General features: G+C 69.9%; 21 protein-coding genes, 1 tRNA gene and 1 riboswitch. Of the genes, 15 read left to right on the top strand and 7 right to left on the bottom strand.

All coding sequences use genetic code 11. The features are described from left to right. Positions 1-41 precede the first annotated feature (41 nt). Positions 42-1370, bottom strand: coding sequence for a nicotinate phosphoribosyltransferase (locus OG710_RS09710; protein WP_330238960.1), 1329 nt, complete (start codon positions 1368-1370; stop codon positions 42-44). Positions 1371-1471: 101 nt separating this feature from the next. Between OG710_RS09710 and clpS the strand changes: the two genes are divergently transcribed. From clpS to OG710_RS09670, 8 genes are all read left to right on the top strand, one after another. Beyond that, a complete protein-coding gene (clpS, locus tag OG710_RS09705) occupies positions 1472-1786 on the top strand; it encodes an ATP-dependent Clp protease adapter ClpS (protein WP_330238959.1) in 315 nt (104 codons plus the stop codon). 72 nt (positions 1787-1858) lie between these two features. Next, on the top strand, positions 1859-2440 hold the full coding sequence (locus tag OG710_RS09700; protein ID WP_330238958.1) for a DUF2017 domain-containing protein: 582 nt from the start codon (positions 1859-1861) through the stop codon (positions 2438-2440). Positions 2441-2543: 103 nt separating this feature from the next. After that, the gene (locus tag OG710_RS09695) at positions 2544-3992 is read left to right on the top strand and encodes an amino acid permease (RefSeq protein ID WP_330238957.1); all 1449 of its coding nucleotides are present in this window, start codon (positions 2544-2546) and stop codon (positions 3990-3992) included. Between the two features lie 92 nt (positions 3993-4084). Further along, positions 4085-4516, top strand: coding sequence for a M67 family metallopeptidase (locus OG710_RS09690; protein WP_330238956.1), 432 nt, complete (start codon positions 4085-4087; stop codon positions 4514-4516). 119 nt (positions 4517-4635) lie between these two features. After that, a complete protein-coding gene (locus tag OG710_RS09685) occupies positions 4636-4761 on the top strand; it encodes a putative leader peptide (protein WP_330238955.1) in 126 nt (41 codons plus the stop codon). 128 nt (positions 4762-4889) lie between these two features. Further along, positions 4890-5168, top strand: a complete 279-nt coding sequence (locus OG710_RS09680; RefSeq protein ID WP_111331120.1) for a MoaD/ThiS family protein — start codon at positions 4890-4892, stop codon at positions 5166-5168. After that, positions 5168-6118, top strand: coding sequence for a PLP-dependent cysteine synthase family protein (locus OG710_RS09675; RefSeq protein WP_111331122.1), 951 nt, complete (start codon positions 5168-5170; stop codon positions 6116-6118). The genes OG710_RS09680 and OG710_RS09675 overlap by 1 nt, the downstream gene beginning before the upstream one ends. A gap of 239 nt (positions 6119-6357) precedes the next feature. Then, entirely contained in the window at positions 6358-7110 is a 753-nt protein-coding gene (locus OG710_RS09670; protein ID WP_330238954.1) for an MBL fold metallo-hydrolase, read from the top strand. An 89-nt stretch (positions 7111-7199) separates the two neighbouring features. Here the strand turns inward: OG710_RS09670 and OG710_RS09665 are convergent, their stop codons facing one another. Together OG710_RS09665 and OG710_RS09660 are read right to left on the bottom strand one after the other, a co-directional pair. After that, positions 7200-8447 (bottom strand): PTS transporter subunit EIIC, encoded by a 1248-nt coding sequence (locus OG710_RS09665; protein WP_330238953.1) that lies wholly within the window; start codon positions 8445-8447, stop codon positions 7200-7202. A 267-nt stretch (positions 8448-8714) separates the two neighbouring features. Then, entirely contained in the window at positions 8715-10025 is a 1311-nt protein-coding gene (locus tag OG710_RS09660; protein ID WP_330238952.1) for a PTS transporter subunit EIIC, read from the bottom strand. 223 nt (positions 10026-10248) lie between these two features. Here OG710_RS09660 and OG710_RS09655 point away from each other — a divergent pair, with 223 nt between their 5' ends. The 4 genes from OG710_RS09655 (at position 10249) to rdgB (ending at position 12515) form a co-directional block, all read left to right on the top strand. Then, positions 10249-10482, top strand: coding sequence for a glucose PTS transporter subunit EIIB (locus tag OG710_RS09655; protein WP_018105617.1), 234 nt, complete (start codon positions 10249-10251; stop codon positions 10480-10482). A 156-nt stretch (positions 10483-10638) separates the two neighbouring features. Next, entirely contained in the window at positions 10639-11376 is a 738-nt protein-coding gene (gene rph / locus OG710_RS09650) for a ribonuclease PH (RefSeq protein WP_330238951.1), read from the top strand. A gap of 111 nt (positions 11377-11487) precedes the next feature. Further along, positions 11488-11880, top strand: a complete 393-nt coding sequence (locus tag OG710_RS09645; protein ID WP_330238950.1) for a hypothetical protein — start codon at positions 11488-11490, stop codon at positions 11878-11880. A gap of 32 nt (positions 11881-11912) precedes the next feature. Next, complete coding sequence (rdgB, locus tag OG710_RS09640) at positions 11913-12515, top strand: RdgB/HAM1 family non-canonical purine NTP pyrophosphatase (protein WP_330238949.1); 603 nt, start codon at positions 11913-11915, stop codon at positions 12513-12515. A gap of 58 nt (positions 12516-12573) precedes the next feature. Here the strand turns inward: rdgB and OG710_RS09635 are convergent. The 3 genes from OG710_RS09635 to bcp all read right to left on the bottom strand — a co-directional run bounded on the left by OG710_RS09635 (position 12574) and on the right by bcp (position 14852). Continuing rightward, positions 12574-12657: transfer RNA gene (locus tag OG710_RS09635), tRNA-Leu, on the bottom strand. Positions 12658-12707: 50 nt separating this feature from the next. Then, positions 12708-14204 carry a glycine betaine/L-proline transporter ProP gene (gene proP / locus OG710_RS09630; RefSeq protein WP_330238948.1) on the bottom strand — a complete coding sequence of 499 codons (1497 nt, stop codon included), beginning with the start codon at positions 14202-14204 and terminating at the stop codon, positions 12708-12710. A 180-nt stretch (positions 14205-14384) separates the two neighbouring features. Then, entirely contained in the window at positions 14385-14852 is a 468-nt protein-coding gene (gene bcp / locus OG710_RS09625) for a thioredoxin-dependent thiol peroxidase (protein ID WP_330238947.1), read from the bottom strand. A gap of 127 nt (positions 14853-14979) precedes the next feature. On the opposite strand from bcp, the gene OG710_RS09620 reads away from it, so the two are divergent. The 3 genes from OG710_RS09620 (at position 14980) to OG710_RS09610 (ending at position 16207) form a co-directional block, all read left to right on the top strand. Then, positions 14980-15300 carry a DUF3618 domain-containing protein gene (locus OG710_RS09620; RefSeq protein ID WP_111331144.1) on the top strand — a complete coding sequence of 107 codons (321 nt, stop codon included), beginning with the start codon at positions 14980-14982 and terminating at the stop codon, positions 15298-15300. An 88-nt stretch (positions 15301-15388) separates the two neighbouring features. Beyond that, entirely contained in the window at positions 15389-15727 is a 339-nt protein-coding gene (locus OG710_RS09615; RefSeq protein ID WP_111331146.1) for a GroES family chaperonin, read from the top strand. A 56-nt stretch (positions 15728-15783) separates the two neighbouring features. Further along, positions 15784-15847: riboswitch (guanidine-III (ykkC-III) riboswitch) on the top strand. A gap of 39 nt (positions 15848-15886) precedes the next feature. Beyond that, on the top strand, positions 15887-16207 hold the full coding sequence (locus tag OG710_RS09610) for a DMT family transporter (RefSeq protein WP_329025653.1): 321 nt from the start codon (positions 15887-15889) through the stop codon (positions 16205-16207). 14 nt (positions 16208-16221) lie between these two features. Here the strand turns inward: OG710_RS09610 and OG710_RS09605 are convergent, their stop codons facing one another. Then, positions 16222-18681 (bottom strand): transglycosylase domain-containing protein, encoded by a 2460-nt coding sequence (locus OG710_RS09605; RefSeq protein WP_330238946.1) that lies wholly within the window; start codon positions 18679-18681, stop codon positions 16222-16224. Between the last annotated feature and the right edge of the window lie 171 nt (positions 18682-18852).

Raw genomic sequence — 18852 nt, 5'->3', positions numbered from 1 at the left:
GGTGTCCCGGCGGGGCGCGTCGGTACGCCGGACGGGCCGCGTCACACGTACTCGGTGGGGATGACCGCCTCGCCGCGCGACAGCTGCGTCGCCGACAGCGGCAGCCCCTCCCGCGCCGCGATGTGCCGCTCCCGCGCCGCGTCCAGCGGCTCGCGGGCGACCACCTCGCCGCCCCGGACCAGCTCCACCAGCAGCTGCCGGCCGGCCAGCTCCTCCGGGACCGGCCCGGTGCCGACGACCTCGGCCTCCGCGACCCCGTGCTCGTCCAGCCGGCGCGCCGCCCACTTGCGGCCGCCCTTGGACGACTTCGCGCCCATCGACTTCTTCGCGACCGGGCGCAGCTCGTCGGCCGGGTCGGCGGACCCTGCGCGGGCGACGAGCTTGTAGACCATCGAGCAGGTGGGGTGCCCGCTGCCGGTGACGAGCTGCGTGCCCACCCCGTACGCGTCCACCGGGGCGGCGGCCAGCGAGGCGATGGCGTACTCGTCCAGGTCCGAGGTGACCACGATCTTCGTCCCGGTGGCGCCCAGCTCGTCGAGCTGCTGGCGCACCCGGTGGGCGACGAGCAGCAGGTCGCCGGAGTCGATTCGCACCGCGCCCAGCTCGGGCCCGGCGATCTCGACCGCCGCGCGGACGGCCTCCGTCACGTCGTACGTGTCGACCAGCAGCGTCGTCCCGCGCCCCAGCGAGTCCACCTGGGCCGTGAAGGCGTCCCGCTCCGAGTCGTGCAGCAGGGTGAAGGCGTGGGCGCTCGTACCGACCGTCGGGATGTTGTAGCGGAAGCCGGCGGCAAGGTCGGACGTGGTGTCGAAGCCGCCGATGTACGCGGCGCGCGCCGAGGCGACCGCCGACAGCTCGTGGGTGCGGCGCGCGCCCATCTCGATCAGCCCGCGCCCGCCCGCCGCCGCCGACATCCGGGAGGCCGCGGCGGCGATCGCCGAGTCGTGGTTGAGGATCGACAGGATCACCGTCTCCAGCAGCACGCACTCGGCGAAGGAGCCCTCCACGCGCAGGATCGGCGAGCCCGGGAAGTACACCTCGCCCTCCGGGTAGCCCCAGATGTCGCCGCTGAACCGGTAGTCCGCCAGATAGTCCAGGGTCGGCCCGTCCACGACGGCCCGGTCGCGCAGGAAGCCGAGCATCTCGTCGTCGAAGTGGAAGTTCTCCACCGCGTCCAGGACCCGTCCGGTGCCGGCGACGACGCCGTAGCGCCTGCCCTCGGGCAGCCGGCGGGTGAACGCCTCGAAGACGGAGCGCCGCCCGGCCGTGCCGCCCTTCAGCGCGGCCTGCACCATCGTGAGCTCGTACTGGTCGGTGAAGAGCGCGGTCGACGGCACACCGACCCGCCGCGCGAGGTCCGGAGAGTTCATGCCGGGGATGCTACCCCTATTTCGTCAAAGTGACGAGATGGGGGTGCCGGGGGTGGCGCGGCGTGGGGCCGTTTGTGCGATGGGCCACTGTGAGTGGCAGCATGGGACAGGTGAGCGTCGCCCCCGCAGAGATCGAACGTCCCGAATCGGCCGAGGAACACCTCGTCGTCCCCGAGCCCGACGTCCCCTGGGTGACGCTGGTCCACAACGACCCGGTCAACCTCATGAGCTATGTGACCTATGTGTTCCAGGCGTACTTCGGCTACTCCAAGGACAAGGCGCGCAAGCTGATGCTGGACGTCCACCAGAAGGGCCGCGCCGTCGTCTCCAGCGGCACCCGCGAGGAGATGGAACGCGACGTCCAGGCCATGCACGGCTACGGCCTGTGGGCCACGCTCACCCAGGACCGCAACTAGCGCCGCACGCGCGGCGCCCACCCCGCACGGTCCCTTCCGCACCGCCCGCCCGACCATCATCGGAGAGAACCCATGGCCGGCCACTTCGAGGCCACCCCCGGCGGCGCGGCCGTCGCGCTCGACGAGGTGGAGATCGCGATCCTGCGCTCCCTCGCCGTCCAGCTCCTGGAACTCATCGGCCCCGGCGACGAGCCCGCCGAGGGCGAGGACCCGCTCGCCGCCCTCTTCGCCGAGGGCCCCAGCGAACCGCCCGCCGACCCGGCCCTGGCCCGCCTCTTCCCCGAGGCGTACGGCGACGGGGACGACGAACTGCGCGCCGCCTCCGCCGAGTTCCGCCGCTTCACCGAGAACGACCTGCGCACCCGCAAGCGCGAGGACGCCCTCGCCGTCGTACGCACCCTGGACGCCCTGACGCCCGCCGGCGACGAAGCGGCCGTACTCACGCTCAACGCCGAGGAGTGCCGCAACTGGCTCGGCTCGCTCAACGACCTCCGGCTCACCATCGGCACCCGCCTGGAGGTCACCGACGAGGACGACGGCGAGGAGGGCTCCCTCTACCGGCTCCCCGACAGCGACCCCCGCAAGCCCATGGTCATGGCCTACCTCTGGCTCGGCGCCCTCCAGGAGACCCTCGTCGAGACGATGATGCCGTGACGCCCACCGAGGACCCCCGCGTCACCTGAACGGCCGCCCTCGGCTGCGCCCCGCCCGCCCGGCCCGCGTCTACTGGTGATCCGGCCGGAGAAGGGCGCAGCCAATGACATCCGCGCAGATCGACGACAAGGGGCAGGACGGCCCGCACCCCGCGGCCGCGGACACCACCACCTCCGCCGAGGGCTACCGCAGAGCGCTCGGCGCCCGCCAGATCCAGATGATCGCGATCGGCGGCGCCATCGGCACCGGGCTCTTCCTCGGCGCCGGCAAGGCCATCGCCAAGGCCGGCCCCAGCATCGTCCTCGCCTACGCCGTGGCCGGACTGGTCATCTTCTTCATCATGCGGACCCTGGGCGAACTCCTCATGTACCGCCCGGTGTCCGGCTCCTTCTCGGAGTACGCCCGCGAATTCGTCGGCCCCTTCGCGGGCTTCGTCACCGGCTGGACGTACTGGCTGTTCTGGGTCGTCACCGGCATCACCGAAGTCACCGCCGCCGCCCAGTACATGACCTACTGGTTCGCCATCCCGCCCTGGGTCTCCGCCCTCGGCTTCACGGTCGTCCTCTACGGCGTGAACCTCATCTCCGTGAAGCTCTTCGGCGAGCTGGAGTTCTGGTTCTCGATGGTCAAGGTCACCGCCATCGTCGGCATGATCCTCATCTGCGCCGGCATCCTCACCCTCGGCTTCTCCGACGCCGGGGACACCGCGAGCGTCACCCACCTCTGGTCCGACGGCGGCTTCTTCCCGCACGGGATCAAGGGCACCCTGATGACGCTCCAGATCGTGATGTTCGCCTTCCTCGCCGTCGAACTCGTCGGCGTCACCGCCGGCGAGTCCAAGGACCCCGCGACCGTGCTGCCCAGGGCCATCAACACCGTCCCCTGGCGCATCGCCGTCTTCTACGTCGGCGCCCTGGTCATGATCCTCTCGGTGGTGCCGTGGACCGCGTTCTCGCCGGGCGTCTCACCCTTCGTCGAGGCGTTCCGGAAGATGGGCCTCGGCCTCGGCGCCGGCATCGTCAACTTCGTCGTCCTGACCGCCGCGCTCTCCTCCTGCAACTCCGGCATGTACTCCACCGGCCGCATGCTGCGCGACCTCGCGCTCAACGGCCAGGGCCCGGAACTCTTCACCCGGCTCACCCGCGGCGGCACCCCGCTCGTCGGCACCACGTTCTCCGCCGCCCTCATGCTCGTCGGCGTCTGGATCAACTACCAGTGGCCCGGCGAAGCCTTCACCTACGTCGTCTCCTTCGCCACGATCTCCGGCATGTGGGCCTGGATCATGATCCTGGTCAGCCAGCTCCGCTACCGCCGCCTGGCCGCGCGCGGACTGCTCCCGCAGTCCACGTTCCGGGCCCCCGGCGCCCCGTACACCAGCGTCTTCGCGCTCGCCTTCATCGCCGTGGTCGTCGTCATGATGGGCATCGACGAGGACACCAGGATCTCGCTGTACTGCGCCCCGCTGTGGGCCCTGATCCTGGGCGTCTCCTACCTGGTCCTGCGCTCCCGCGACCCGCGGGGCCGGGCCTTCGCCGGGCGTACGAGGCGCTAAGGCGTACGGCCCCCACCAGCGACGTCCCACGATACGGGCCCCCGCGTACCACCCCTCGGTACACCGGGGCCGGTCGGCCTATCCTGGGCGCCATGCTGACCATCACCCAGACGCTGTACGACCGGATCGTGGCGCACGCCCGCGCCGATCACCCCGACGAGGCGTGCGGCGTCGTCGCCGGCCCCGAGGGCAGCGGCCGCCCCGAGCGCTTCATCCCGATGCTCAACGCCGCGCGCTCGCCCACGTTCTACGAGTTCGACTCCGCCGACCTGCTCAAGCTCTACCGCGAGATGGACGACCGGGACGAGGAGCCCGTGATCGTCTACCACTCGCACACGGCGACCGAGGCGTACCCCTCGCGCACCGACGTCACGTACGCCAACGAGCCCGGCGCCCACTACGTGCTGGTCTCCACCGCGGACACCGACGACGCGGGCCCCTTCCAGTTCCGCTCGTACCGGATCGTGGACGGCGAGATCACCGAGGAGGAGGTCCGGGTCGTCGAGGCGTACCCGGCGACCTGAGCCCTCCCGCGAGGGGCGGACACCCCCTGTGACCAGCGCTGTCCGCCCCTCGAACGCTCAGTATCCACAAGGTGAGATCACACTCCGAATCCCCGACCGGGAATCGATACGATGACCGCATGGTTCCCCATGACGTGAGTGACAAGACGCCGGGCTCGCTGCTCGTGGCGCGCCTGCACGTCGACCTGTGCCGCCTCGCCAGCGCGATCTGTACGACCCAACGGTCCGCCGGCCGCCGGGCCTGAGCCGGACCACGTCAGGGCGCCGCCGTACGGCCTGGCGCCACCCGCACCACGCACCGACCCCCGCGCGGGGGCAGAGCCGCACGCCATACGCCCACCGCCACCACACAGCTTCGACAGGAGCCCACGCCATGGCCATCGAGGTCCGCATCCCGACCATCCTCCGCACCTACACCGACGGCGCCAAGGCCGTCGAGGGCAAGGGGGACACCCTCGCCGACCTCCTGACGGACCTGGAGAGCCGCCACACCGGCATCCGGGAGCGGATCGTGGACGGCGACCAGCTCCGCCGCTTCGTCAACGTCTACCTGAACGACGAGGACGTCCGCTTCCTGGACGGCATCTCCACCGCGCTCAGCGACGGCGACAGCATCACCATCCTCCCGGCCGTCGCCGGCGGCATGAACTGATGCGCTTCGACAGCCCCCTCGCCGCGGTGGGCAACACCCCTCTGGTGCGCCTGCCGCGGCTGTCGCCCTCCGCGGACGTCCGCATCTGGGCCAAGCTGGAGGACCGCAACCCCACCGGCTCGATCAAGGACCGCCCCGCGCTCCACATGGTCGAGCAGGCCGAGAAGGACGGCCGGCTCACCCCCGGCTGCACGATCCTCGAACCCACCAGCGGCAACACCGGCATCTCGCTTGCCATGGCGGCCAAGCTCAAGGGCTACCGCATCGTGTGCGTGATGCCCGAGAACACCTCGCAGGAACGGCGCGACCTCCTCGCCATGTGGGGCGCCGAGATCATCTCCTCGCCAGCCGCGGGCGGCTCCAACACCGCGGTCCGCGTCGCCAAGGAGCTGTCGGCCGAGCACCCGGACTGGGTCATGCTCTACCAGTACGGCAACCCGGACAACGCGGGCGCCCACTACGCGACCACCGGCCCGGAGATCCTCGCCGACCTCCCGTCCATCACCCACTTCGTCGCCGGCCTCGGCACCACGGGCACCCTGATGGGCGTCGGCCGCTACCTCCGCGAGCACGTCGAGGGCATCAGCATCGTGGCCGCCGAGCCGCGCTACGACGATCTCGTGTACGGGCTGCGCAACCTCGACGAGGGTTTCGTGCCCGAGCTGTACGACCCCTCGGTCCTCACGACCCGCTTCTCGGTCGGCTCCGCCGACGCCGTCACCCGCACCCGCGAACTCCTCCAGCAGGAGGGTATCTTCGCGGGCGTCTCCACGGGCGCGGCGCTGCACGCCGCGATCGGCGTCGGCCGCAAGGCGGTCAAGGCCGGCGAACCGGCCGACATCGTCTTCGTCGTCGCCGACGGTGGCTGGAAGTACCTGTCGACCGGCGTCTACACCGCACCCACGACGGAAGCCGCCATCGAAACCCTCCAGGGCCAACTCTGGGCCTAGCCGCCCGCGCGGCGCACCCCACGCCGGGGCCGGACCGTTGAGGTTCGGCCCCGGCGTCGTCGTATCCCAGGGGCGCCGCCCCGCTTTCGCCACCCGAACCGGTGACAGCACAGGTGAGTTCCCCCACAACGACCCGCCTCGGAGGAGCGACCCGCACTTTCGCGCCTTACGCTCAACGAACCGCACCGCGAGAACCGCACGAACCCTCCCCGTTCCCACGTCTCGGAGGTTCACGCTCCATGAAGCTCACCGTCGTCGGCTGCTCCGGCTCGTTCCCCTCCGCGGGTTCGGCATGCTCGAGCTACCTCGTAGAGGCCGACGGCTTCCGGCTGCTCCTCGACATGGGCAACGGTGCCCTCGGCGAGCTGCAGCGCCATGTAGGTCTCTACGACCTCGACGCCATCTTCCTCAGCCACCTGCACGCCGACCACTGCATCGACATGTGCGCGTACTTCGTCGTCCGCTACTACCCGCACGGCGGCGAGCGCCCCGCCCGTATCCCGGTCTACGGACCCGAGGGCACGGAGCGGCGGCTCACCACGGCGCACGCGGACACCCCGTCCGAGCACGCGATGAGCGAGGTCTTCGACTTCCGGACGCTGAAGCCCGGCTGGTTCGACATCGGCCCCTTCTCGGTGCGTACGGAGAAGCTCCGCCACCCCGTCGACACCTTCGGCATCCGCATCGAGCACGACGGTGCCTCGCTCACGTACTCCGGGGACACCGGCACCTGCGAGGCCCTGGACGAGCTGGCCGAGGACACGGACCTCCTCCTGTGCGAGGCGTCGTTCGTGCACGGCAAGGAGGACATCCCGGACCTCCACCTCAACGGCCGGGAAGCGGGCGAGCTGGCGGAGCGGGCGCGCGCCGGGCGCCTGGTGCTGACGCACATCCCGCCGTGGACGGACGCCGGGCAGAACCTCACCGACGCCCGCGCGGTCTTCACCGGCCCCACGGAACTCGCGGCACCAGGCGCGGTGTACGAACTCTGAGCGGCGCGCCCGTACGCGTACGGGCGCGGGTACGACGAAGCCCTCACCTTCCGCCGGGAAGGTGAGGGCTTCGGTCTGCGGGGACCGGACTACTTGGTCAGGTCCTCGACCTCTTCCTCGGGCTCGCGGCCCGGGGTGGTGAGGTTGAACTTGGTGATCGCGAAGCGGAAGACCACGTAGTAGACCGCCGCGAAGACCAGGCCGATCGGGATGATCAGCCACGGCTTGGTCGCCAGGTTCCAGTTCAGGAAGTAGTCGATGAACCCGGCCGAGAAGGTGAATCCGGCGTGGACACCCAGGGCCCAGGTGACGGCCATCGAGATGGCGGTGAGCACCGCGTGGATCGCGTACAGCAGCGGCGCGATGAACATGAACGAGAACTCGATCGGCTCGGTCACACCGGTGACGAACGAGGTCAGGGCCAGGGAGACCATCATGCCCATGACGGCCTTGCGGCGCTCGGGGCGAGCGGTGTGCGCGATGGCGAGCGCGGCGGCCGGGAGGCCGAACATCATGATCGGGAAGAAGCCCGACATGAACTGACCGGCGGTCGGGTCGTGGGCGAAGAAGCGGTTCAGGTCACCGTGCACGACCTCGCCGGCGGCGTTCGTGAAGTCGCCCAGCTGGAACCAGGAGACGGTGTTGACGAACTGGTGCATGCCGACGGGGATCAGCGCGCGGTTGATCAGACCGAAGAGGCCGGCGCCGAAGGAGCCGAGACCGGTCATCCACTCGCCGAAGTTGGATATGCCGTCACCGATCGGCTCCCAGACCAGGCCGAAGAAGACGCCGAAGACCACGCCGACGAAGGCCATGATGATCGGGACGAGGCGGCGGCCGTTGAAGAAGCCGAGCCAGTCCACCAGCTTGGTGCGGTGGAACTTCTGCCACAGGATCGCGGCGACGAGACCCATCAGGATGCCGCCGAGGACGCCCGGGTTGTTGTACGTGGCGGCCGTGTCCTCGCCCTTCTGGATCACCGCTTCGGTGACCGGGAAGGCCTTGAGCACATTGCTGTACACCAGGAAGCCGACCAGCGCCGCGAGGGCGGTCGAGCCGTCCGACTTCTTGGCGAAACCGATGGCGACACCGATGCAGAAGAGCAGCGGCAGGTTGCCGAAGACCGCGTCGCCCGCGGTGGCGAACACGGAGGCGACCTTGTGCCAGCCCAGCCCGTCGTCACCGAAGACGTCGGGCTGGCCGAGACGGAGCAGAATGCCTGCTGCCGGCAGCACCGCGATCGGCAGCTGCAGGCTGCGCCCCACCTTTTGCAGGCCCTGGAACAGGCCGGAGCCCCGCTTCTTCGCGGGGGCCGCCGTAGCGGTGGCCGTACTCATCAACTTCCTCCAGTAAGCAAGGCGCCGCCGGGGACAGGGGGTTTTTGGTGGGCGACGACTCGAGAAACGCGGCGCGCGAGGCATCGCGTGGTCTGGACCACTGAGTGGTGTAGACCAGTTGTAGCACGGTGAGGGATAGATAAGGAACCTGCAATTTCCGACTACTTCTCAGCAGCTGACGCATACGTACCGTGACATGCGGGAAACCCCCGGACCAAAGGGTCCGGGGGCCTGCGTCGACAAGGTCAGTGACCTTGCATAATGCCGCTACTTGGTCAGGTTCTTCTCGATCTCGTCCTCCAGTTCGTCGGGCTCGCGGCCCGGCGTCTGGAGATTGAACTTGGTGATCGCGAACCTGAAGATGACGTAATACACGACGGCGAACGCCAGCCCGATGGGGATGATCAGCCAGGGTTTCGTCGCCAGGCTCCAGTTGATGACGTAGTCGATCAGGCCGGCCGAGAAGCTGAAGCCGTCCTTCACCCCCAGTGCCCACGTCACCGCCATCGACACACCGGTGAGCACCGCGTGGATCGCGTAGAGGAGGGGAGCGACGAAGAGGAACGAGTACTCGATCGGTTCGGTGATGCCCGTGACGAACGAGGTCAGGCCGACCGAGATCATCAGACCCGCCACCGCCTTGCGCCGGTGCGGCTTGGCGCAGTGGTAGATGGCGAGGGCCGCCGCCGGCAGGGCGAACATCATGATCGGGAAGAAGCCCGAGGTGAACTGGCCGGCCGTGGGGTCGCCCGCCAGGAAGCGGTTGATGTCACCGTGCACCATCGTGCCGTCCGGCTTCTCGAAGTCGCCGAACTGGAACCAGACGAAGGTGTTCAGGAACTGGTGCATGCCGATGACCAGCAGCGCGCGGTTCGCGACGCCGAAGATGCCGGAGCCCAGCCAGTTCAGGTCCACCAGCCACTTCGAGAAGCTCGTCAGGCCGTCGCCGATCGGCTGCCACACCCAGGCGCACAGCGCCGCGAAGAGCAGGCCGACGAAGGCCATGATGATCGGGACGAGCCGGCGGCCGTTGAAGAAGCCGAGCCAGTCCACCAGCTTGACGCGGTGGAACCGCTGCCAGAACCAGGCCGCCATCAGACCCATCACGATGCCGCCGAAGACGCCGGGGTTCTGGTACGCGGCCGGTGTGACGGTCGCGTCCCCCGCGACGCACGAGCCGAACCAGATGCCGCCCGAGACGAATGTCTGGCCCTTGTCGCAGTCCACCGGGAACGCATGCAGTACCGCGTAGTAGACGAGGAAGCCGGTCACGGCGGCGAGCGCGGTCGAGCCGTCCGCCTTCCGGGCCATGCCGATCGCGACCCCGACGCAGAACAGCAGCGGCAGGCCGATGCCGGAGTCCAGCAGGGCGCCGCCCGCGGCCGCGAACACCTTGGCGACGTTGTTCCAGCCCAGGCCGTCGTCGCCGAAGACGTCCGGCTGGCCCAGCCGGTTGAGGATGCCGGCCGCGGGCAGCACGGCGATCGGCAGTTGGAGGCTGCGGCCCATCTTCTGAAGGCCCTGGAACAGTCCGTTCCACACGTTCTTCTGCGGGACGGCTTCGCTGCTCGAGCTCATCGGCATCCTCCCGGAACACGGCGTATTTGGCGGTCGTTGCAGACTGGTGTAGACCAGTTGGGGTACGGTGCGGTGCCTGCCCGTCGGGACAGGGTGCCGGTGATCGTCATCATTGGTGATGGACGGGGTACTCGCCCGTGAAGTTGGGCCAACCGTGCGTTACCGTGACGAAACGGACCCAGGGTGGGCCGTCGCACGTACGTGAAGAACCAGGGAGAAGGCCATGGCCAGCAAGGCTGAGAAGATCGTCGCCGGGCTCGGCGGAATCGAGAACATCGAGGAGGTCGAGGGCTGCATCACGCGCCTGCGCACCGAGGTCGTCGACCCGAGCAAGGTCGACGAGGCCGCGCTCAAGGCCGCCGGTGCCCACGGCGTCGTCAAGATGGGCACCGCGATCCAGGTCGTGATCGGCACGGACGCGGACCCGATCGCCGCCGACATCGAAGACATGATGTAAGACCGACCGGTTTTACACCCCTGAACGCCTGTCGGCGCCCCACCTGCCGATAACCGAAGGCCCCGGCCCCGGGAATTCACCCCGGAGGGCCGGGGCCCTCGGCGTACCCGCCCGCGGCGGAAATCGCCGCCCCGCGCAACCGATAGGCTCGGCCGCATGTCTCGTATCGACGGCCGTACCCCCGAGCAGCTCCGCCCCGTCACCATCGAACGCGGATGGAGCAAGCACGCCGAAGGTTCCGTCCTCGTCTCCTTCGGGGACACCAAGGTCTTCTGCACCGCCTCCGTCACCGAAGGCGTGCCCCGCTGGCGCAAGGGCAGCGGCGAGGGCTGGGTCACCGCCGAGTACTCCATGCTGCCCCGGGCCACCAACACCCGCGGCGACCGCGAATCCGTACGCGGCAAGATCGGCGGCCGGACGCACGAGATCAGCCGGCTCATCGGCCGCTCCCTGCGCGCCGTCATCGACTACAAGGCACTCGGCGAGAACACCATCGTCCTCGACTGCGACGTCCTCCAGGCCGACGGCGGCACCCGCACCGCCGCCATCACCGGCGCCTACGTCGCCCTGGCCGACGCGGTCGCCTGGGCCCAGGGCAAGAAGCTGATCAAGCACGGCCGCAAGCCGCTGACCGGGACCGTCGCCGCCGTCAGCGTCGGCATCGTGGCCGGCACCCCGCTCCTCGATCTCTGCTACGAGGAGGACGTACGGGCCGAAACCGACATGAACGTCGTCTGCACGGGCGACGGCCGCTTCGTGGAGGTCCAGGGCACCGCCGAGGCCGAGCCCTTCGACCGCGCGGAGCTGAACGCCCTGCTCGACCTCGCCACCGCCGGCTGCGTCGACCTCGCCCGGCTCCAGAACGAGGCGCTGGCCACCACCCTCGGCGCCTGACACGGGTAAAGAGGCAACCAAGAAGCCCCCGGCGGCGTCGATACGCATACGGGCGCACGGGTCGAACCGGGCGCCCGTCCGCGTATCCGCTCATCGGGGAGGGACCACACCATGGCCTCGCGCCACCGTCACGCACGCATCGCCCTGGCCGTCACGGCCGCGCTTGTCACCGTCACCGCGGTGGCGGGCTGCGGCGCCCTCGACAAGACGCTCGACTGCGTCCGCACCGCCGACGCCATCGCCACCAGCGTCGACAACCTTCAGCAGGCGGTGTCCGACGCCTCCAGCGACCCCACTCAGGCGTCCGAGGCCCTCGACGACATCCAGAAGGAACTGGGCGACCTCAGCGACACCACGGACAACGCCGACCTCGGCAAGGCCGTGGACGACCTCCGCGCCGGCGTCACCAACGTCCGCGACGCCATCGAGAAGGGCGACGCCACCCCGGACATCACCCCGGTCACCGACGCGGCCGGCGAGATCGCCAAGGTCTGCAGCCCGTGATCCGGCCGGGTGGACGAGGCGATACTGGACGCATGACCCGTCTCATCCTCGCCACCCGGAACGCCGGGAAGATCACCGAACTCCACGCGATCCTCGCCGCCGCCGGCCTCACCCACGAACTGGTCGGCGCCGACGCGTATCCGGAGATCCCGGACGTCAAGGAGACCGGCGTCACCTTCGCCGAGAACGCCCTGCTCAAGGCCCACGCCCTCGCGCGGGCCACCGGCCACCCGGCCATCGCGGACGACTCCGGCCTCTGCGTGGACGTCCTCGGCGGCGCCCCCGGCATCTTCTCGGCCCGCTGGTCCGGCCGCCACGGCGACGACCGCGCCAACCTGGACCTGCTCCTGGCCCAGCTCGCGGACATCGACGCCCCGCACCGTGCCGCCCACTTCGCCTGCGCGGCCGCGCTCGCCCTCCCGGACGGCACGGAACGTGTGGTCGAGGGCCGCCTCACCGGCACCCTCCGCCACACCCCGGCCGGCACCCACGGCTTCGGCTACGACCCGATCCTCGAACCCTCCGGCGAAACCCGGACCTGCGCGGAACTGACCCCGGACGAGAAGAACGCGATCAGCCACCGAGGCAAGGCATTCCGCGCCCTGGTCCCGGTGGTGCGGGAGCTGGTGGGGTGAGGGGCCCGAACGCACGGACGGCCTGGACTTCGAATCTTCGAAGTCCAGGCCGTTTCAGTGCGGCGGAAGGGATTCGAACCCTCAAGCCGTTTCACGGGCCACAGATCCTAAGTCTGCTGTGTCGCCATTGCACCACCGCCGCCGGCAGTCAGACATGCTACCGGGGCGGGCGCCCTCACCCCAGCGGCCGGGTCAGAACTTGGGGTCCGGGGTTTGGGCGGCGACCAGTTCCTCTGCTTCTTCCGTGGTCTCCACCGACGGTGGGGAGCCTGCCAGGGGTTTGTTGGCGGTTTCCTTCATGCAGGCGACCGCGATCACGCCGACCAGGGCCGCCGCCATCGAGTAGTACGCCGGCATCAGGTTGGAGCCCGAGACGCTGATCAGGGCCGTGATCACCAGCGGGGTCGTGCCGCCGAAGATCGACGCGGAGAGGTTGTAGCCCACCGAGAGGGAGCCGTAGCGGACATGGGTGGGGAACAGGGCCGGGAGCGCCGCGGACATCGTGCCGAGCATGCAGACCAGGGAGAGGCCCAGCAGCGCCATGCCGATGATGATGGCCGGGATGCTGCCCTGACGGATCAGCAGGAACGACGGCAGCGAGAAGATCAGGAAGCCCAGCATGCCGGCCATCAGCAGCGGCTTGCGGCCGAAGCGGTCCGAGAGCTTGCCGACCTGATTGATGATCAGCATCAGGAACACCATCACGCCGAGCAGGATCAGCAGACCGTGCGTCTCGCTGTAGCCCAGCTCGTCCGAGAGGTACGTCGGCATGTACGACAGCAGCATGTAGTCGGTGATGTTGTACGCGCCGACCAGGCAGATGCACAGGATCAGCGTCGGCCAGTAGTCCCGGAAGATCTTGGCGAGGTCGCCCTTGGCCGTGGTCTCCACGCTGTCCGCCGCCTCCGTGGCGTGCGCCGTGCCGCCCTCCAGCTTCTGGAAGGCCGGGGTCTCGTCCAGCCGCAGCCGCAGGTAGAGGCCGACGAGGCCGAGCGGGCCGGCCACCAGGAACGGGACGCGCCAGCCCCAGGAGTTCATCTGGGCGTCGTCCAGGAGCGCGTACAGCAGCGTCACCAGGCCGGCCGCGCCCACGTAACCGGCGAGGGTGCCGAACTCCAGGAAGCTGCCGAAGAAGCCGCGCCGCTTGTCGGGCGCGTATTCCGCGATGAACGTCGAGGCACCGCCGTACTCGCCGCCCGTCGAGAAGCCCTGCAGCATGCGGAAGAAGATCAGCAGGACCGCGGCCCACACGCCGATGGTCTGGTGCGAGGGGATGAGGCCGATCGCGAAGGTGCCCGTCGCCATCAGGATCATGGTGAGGGCGAGGACCTTCTTGCGGCCGATCTTGTCGCCCATCGGCCCGAAGAACATGCCGCCCAGCGGGCGGACCAGGAAGGCGACCGCGAAGGTGGCGAACGAGGACAGCAGTTGGGTGGTGTCGTTCCCCGACGGGAAGAACACATGCCCGATGGTGCCGGCCAGGTAGGAGTAGATGCCGAAGTCGAACCACTCCATCGCGTTGCCGAGCGAGGCCGCCTTGACCGCGCGCTTCACCGCCCGGTCGTCCGTGACCGTGATGTCCGTGCGCCGGAGCTTCGGGTTCCGGCGCTTGCGGATGGCGCGGAACAGCGCGGGATGGCGTTTGACCGCTTCCGGGTCGGCCGCCTGCTGGGGGTCGGGGGCCGCCATGGCCGGTTCCTTTCCTTGGCGACTGTTTCAGGAAAGGCTTCTGCGCGGACATGGTGGTCGCAAACCGGTTCGGCGAGGGAATGCGATGTCCGTCACACGATTTCGGCCATACGGCTCAATGGACGATTCGTTCCGGGCGGGCCGGGAAGAGGCACCGCATTCCCCCGGAATACCCGGACGTCAGATCTTCAGGTCCTTGATGATCTTCGCGACATGGCCGGTGGCCTTGACGTTGTAGAAGGCGTGGGCGACCTTGTCGTCCTCGTCGACCACGACGGTGGACCGGATGACGCCCGTCACCGTTTTGCCGTAGAGCTTCTTCTCGCCGTACGCGCCGTACGCCTCAAGGGTCTCCTTGGCGGGATCGCCCACCAGCGTGACCTTGAGGTTCTCCTTCTCGCGGAACTTCGCCAGCTTCTCCGGCTTGTCCGGGGAGACCCCGATGACGTCGTAGCCGGCCTCGGCGAGCAGGTCGAGGTTGTCCGTGAAGTCGCACGCCTGCTTGGTGCAGCCGGGGGTAAGAGCGGCGGGGTAGAAGTAGACGATGACCTTGCGGCCCTTGTGGTCCGCGAGCGAGACGTCGTTGCCGTCGGCGTCGGGGAGGGTGAAGGCGGGGGCGGTGTCGCCGGTCTTGAGGCGCTCGCTCATGGTTCTCCTCGTTGGTACGTGGGGTCTACGGGACCGAGCGTAATGGGGGTGCCGCCGGGTGCGGACGCGGTGGAACTGACAGACTGTCGATGAAGGTTTACCGGACGAGGACCACGGAGGCGGCGCGGTGTCGGATGCCAGGACCCCTGCGCAGATCGAGGCGGACATCATCAGCAGGCGCGAGCAGCTGGCGGTGGTACTCGATGAGATCGGGGTGCGGGTGCACCCGAAGACGATCATCGGTGACGCGAAGGCGAAGGTGGCCGGAACCGTGGACCGGACGGCCGGCCGCGCGTACGTGGCGGTGAACCGGGCGGTCTCGGACGTGAAGGCCCAGTTCGTCACCGAGACCGGCAGCCCCCGGCTGGAGCGCGTGATCCCGGCGGCGCTGCTCGCGGCGGGCGTGGTCGGCCTGGTCGTGGTCTCCTCCCGCCGCAACAAGCGCTGACGCGTCGCCCCGGCGCTCCCGGCCCGTACGGGCGTGAAGCGCCGCCCCCTCGCGCGTGCGCGGGCCGCCGCCCGGTAGGTTGCGGGGCGTGAGCGAGAACACCGACGACAAGCTGCCCATCCGGATGCTGCACGACCGAGTGCTGGTCCGGTCCGAGTCGCCCGAGGGCGAGCGGCGTTCCGGCGGCGGCATTCTGATTCCCGCGACGGCCGCGGTCGGCCGCCGGCTGGCGTGGGCCGTGGTGGTGGCGGTGGGGCAGAACGTGCGCACGGTCGAGCCGGGGGACCGGGTGCTGTTCGACCCGGAGGACCGGGCGGAGGTCGAGGTGCGGGGCGTGGCGTACGTGCTGATGCGCGAGCGCGACCTGCACGCGGTGGCCGCCGACCGGTTCGAGGGCTCGACGGACTCGACCGGCCTGTATCTGTAGTCGCCGAGATGGCGTGAAAGGGCCTGGTGACGGCTGTCACCAGGCCCTTTGCCTGTTTTTTGCTACGGTGGAGGGACCCCGACGAGACGCGCCGTACCGGGTTGGCAAAGACGACGCACCCGTGAAGTTCGCGTGTTCTGTCTCGTCGGAGGTTCTGTCATGGCGTGGGTGCTGCTGGTCGTCGCCGGTCTGCTGGAAGTGGCCTGGTCGATCGGGATGAAGTACACCGAGGGGTTCACCCGGTTGTGGCCGAGTGTGTTCACCGGTCTGGGCATCGTGGCGAGCATGGTGCTGCTGTCGCACGCGGCCCGGACGCTGCCGATCGGTACGGCGTACGGGGTGTGGGTCGGCATCGGCGCCGCGGGCGCGGCGATCCTGGGCATGGTGGTGCTGCACGAGCCGGTGACGGCGGCCCGGATCTTCTTCGTCTGTCTGCTGCTGGTGGCCGTCGTGGGGCTGAAGGCCACCTCGGGTCACTGACTCAGGTCCGCGACTCAGGTCCGCCCGGCAGGCCGCGCGACGGGGGCCCGGGTGCCGCGGGGCCCTTCGAGGGTGCCGCCGTCGCCGCCGTCCCCGCCCCCGTCGCCGCCGTCCCCGCCCCCGGTGTCCCCGCCGTCGCCCCCGTCCGTGCCGCCGGTGTCCGCGCCGCCGTCCGCGGTGCCGCCGCTGTCGGTGCCGCCGTCGGGGGAGTCCGTGGTGCCGGGGGTGGTGCCGGGCGCGGAGGGCGTCCGGGACGGGGTGGTGGACGGGGTGCGCCGGGGCGTGGCCGAGGGGGTGCGGCGGCCGGTCTCGCCGGGGGCGGTGTCCTCCTCGGTGGGCAGTGCGGTGTCGCCGCTCTCCTCCTCCGTGTCCAGGTCGAACTCCTCGACCGGGGTGCCGCGCAGGGCGGCGCCGGTGTACTGGGCCCAGGTCTGGGCGGGGGCGCCGCCGCCGTTGATGCGGGGGAGCCCGAGCGCGCCGTAGAGGGACTTCTGCGCCCCGGTGTCGGGGTCCTGGCCCATGACGGCGATGACGGTGGCGAGGCCGGGGGTGTAGCCGGCGAACCAGGCGGCCCGGTCCTCCTCGGCGGTGCCGGTCTTCCCGGCTGCGGGGCGGCCCGCGCCCCGGGCGGCGGTGCCGGTGCCGCCGTCGACGACGCTGCGGAGGATCGAGGTGGTGGTGTCGGCGGCCTCGCGGCTGACGGCCTGCTTCACCGTGCGGCCGGGGAGCGTGACGTGCTCGCCGTCCTTGGTGACGTCGGTGACCAGGACGTGGTCGCCGTGCTTGCCGTGGGCGGCGAGGGTCGCGTACGCCTCGGTCATGTCCAGGACGCTGGCGGTGGCGACGCCGAGCGCGATGGAGGGGGTGGGGGTGAGGTCGGGGGTGTTCTTCGGGATGCCGAGGCCGATGGCGGTGCGCCGGACCTTCTCGGGGCCGACGTCCTCGGCCATCTGGGCGTAGACGGCGTTGACGGACTTGTCGGTGGCGGTGCGCACGGTGACGGGGCCGTAGTCGACGTCGTCCTCGTTGGCGGGGTCGTAGCCGGTGGGGCCGTCCGGGCCCTGGACCATGCGCTTGTTGGTGCCGTCGTAGATGGTGCTGGGGGTGATGCGGCGGCCGTCCTGGGTGGTGGAGTCGTTGGCGACGGCGGAGGTGAAGACGAAGGGCTTGAAGGTGGAGCCGACCTGGTAGTCGCGGCGGGTGGCGTTGTTGACGTACTGCCGGGTGTAGTCGATGCCGCCGTAGAGGGCGACGACGTGGCCGTTGCCGGGGTCGATGGAGGCGCCGCCGACGCGGACGTTGCGGTCGGCCGCGCGTTCGTCGTCGGTCTTGGACATGACCTGGTCGTCGACGGCGGCCACGAGGGCGCTCTGCTTCTTCTTCTGGAGCGTGGTGGTGATGCGGTAGCCGCGGGTGGCGAGGGTCTTCTCGTCGAGGATGCCCTGGTCCACGAGGTAGTCGTCGACGGCCTTGACGATGTAGCCGCGCTGCCCGGAGAGGCTGTTGGCCGGTTTGACCGGTCCGGGGACGGGGAAGGTCATCGCCCCGCGCTGCGCGGGGGTGAGCCACTTCTCCTTGACCATGCCGTCGAGCACGTAGTTCCAGCGGGCGACGGCGGCGGGCTTGTTCTGCGGGTGGGCGACGACGTCGTAGGCGCTGGGCGCGTTGAGCAGCGAGGCGAGGTACGCGCCTTCGGCGGTGGTGACGTCCTTGGCGTCCTTGCCGTAGTACGCCTGGGAGGCGGCCTGGATGCCGTAGGCGTTGCGGCCGAAGTAGCTGGTGTTGAGATAGCCCTCCAGGATCTGGTCCTTGGACTGCTCCCGGTTGAGCTTGATGGCGATGAAGAATTCCTTCACCTTGCGGACGACGGTCTGTTCCTGGCCCAGGTAGTAGTTCTTGACGTACTGCTGGGTGATGGTCGAGCCGCCCTGCTTGCCCTTGCCGGTGAGGGTGTTCCAGCCGGCCCGGAACATCGCCTTGATGTCGACGGCGCGTTCGGAGTAGAAGTCGCGGTCCTCGGCGGCGAGCACGGCGTGCTGGACGTTGCGCGGGACCTGGGCGAGCCGGATGTTCTCGCGGTTGACGTCGCCGTCGCGGGCGATGACGCTGCCGTCCGCGTACAGGTAGACGTTGGACTGGGCGGTGGCGCTGGCGTTGGCCGGCGGGATGTCCACGAGCTGGTAGCCGGCGAAGAATCCGCCGACCAGGAGCAGGGCGATGAGCAGGACGCCGCCGAGGACCATGCGCCAGGTGGGGATCAGCCGCCGCCAGCCGGTGCGCCTGGGCCGCCGGGCCTTGCCGGACTTCTTCGCACCGGAACCGGGGGCGGGGTCGGTGTCGCTACCGGTTCCGGTGTCGCTGCCGGTGCCGTTCGGGCCGGTGCCGTCGGGGGCCGCGGCGGCGTCGGCAGACCGGTCCCTGGGGGCCCAGCCCGGCGGGCCGGTCTCCCCGTTCTGCTGTGGCTCGTCGCTCATGTCGGTGCAGACTCCTCGGCCGCGGTCAGTTCCCCCATAGTGCCCTTTTCCGTCTCATAACCCTCGGAACGTCTGCCGAAAAACGGTCGCGGCGGCCGGCCCGGCCGGGCTAGGGTTCTGCGCTTTGGTGTCCACGCGCGGTGCGGCACCCGTGAGCGGGGAGGCGGTTGC

It is taken from the genome of Streptomyces sp. NBC_00525, from assembly GCF_036346595.1.
Lineage (GTDB): Bacteria > Actinomycetota > Actinomycetes > Streptomycetales > Streptomycetaceae > Streptomyces.
The sequence above is the reverse complement of the archived record's forward strand: the minus strand, read 5'-3'. Positions and strand labels throughout refer to the sequence as shown.